This is a genomic window from Mesorhizobium sp. M1A.F.Ca.IN.022.07.1.1, from assembly GCF_003997575.1.
In the GTDB taxonomy this organism is placed as follows: Bacteria; Pseudomonadota; Alphaproteobacteria; order Rhizobiales; family Rhizobiaceae; genus Mesorhizobium.
The window spans coordinates 1-880 of the sequence record NZ_RZST01000680.1; the positions used below are offsets into that span (position 1 = coordinate 1).

Here is an 880-nt window from a genome sequence, read left to right on the forward strand (position 1 = left end):
CCTCGCCGTCTTTGCCGGCAAACAGGGGCTCGCCGCGCTCGTCGACGATGGACATGTGAAGATGCATCGAGCTGCCGGCCTGCGTCGCGATCGGCTTCGCCATGAAGGTGGCGTGCATACCGCTCGCCTGCGCCGCCTGCCTGGCCATGCGCTTGAACAACAGCACCTTGTCGGCCAGCGCCAGCGGGTCGCCATGGAGGAAGTTGATCTCGAGCTGCGCCGTGCCGGATTCGTGGATCAGCGTGTCGAGGGGCAGGCCGGCGGCCGCGGCGTGGTCATAAAGGTGACGCGTCACCGCTTCGAACTCCTCCAGCGCCTGCATGTCGTAGGGATGCTGCACGCTTTCGGGCCGTCCGTTGCGCCCGACTGGCGCGGTCAAATCCCGATCCGGATCGGGATTTGGCGCCGTGAGGTAGAATTCGAGCTCCGGCGCCATCACGGCGTGCCAGCCGCGCCGGCGGTAAAGATCGAGCACGGCCCTCAGCACATGGCGCGGCGAAGCCATCCACGGCCGGCCGTCCATGTGAAACGTATCGGCAAAGACATAGGCCTTGCCGGCTCCGCCGCCCGGCGCAACGCTGAGCGTCGACAGGTCGGGCACCATGCGCATGTCGGGGTCCTGATAGGCGAACCCTTCATCGATGGAGCCGGAATAGCGGCCGTCGATCGCGACCAGGAAAGCGCTGCTGGGCAGGTAGAGCGCACGGTCCTCGAGCGACTTCAGGAACTTGGCCGCCGGCAAGGCCTTGCCGCGCAGCACACCGTTGACATCGGGCACCAGGCACTCGACCTCGCCTATTCCATGCGTGGTCAGCCAGCTTTGCGGATCGGCGCTGGGAAATGAGCAATTCAGTTTGTCAGGCATCGGTCATGTCCGTAC

The 880-nt window shown here is 65.6% G+C and carries 1 protein-coding gene; it reads right to left on the reverse strand.

All coding sequences use genetic code 11. The features are described from left to right. Positions 1 to 865 (reverse strand): glutamine synthetase family protein (locus EOA75_RS33355; RefSeq protein ID WP_164747783.1); only part of this gene is annotated, 865 nt, incomplete at its 3' end. Positions 866 to 880 lie beyond the last annotated feature (15 nt).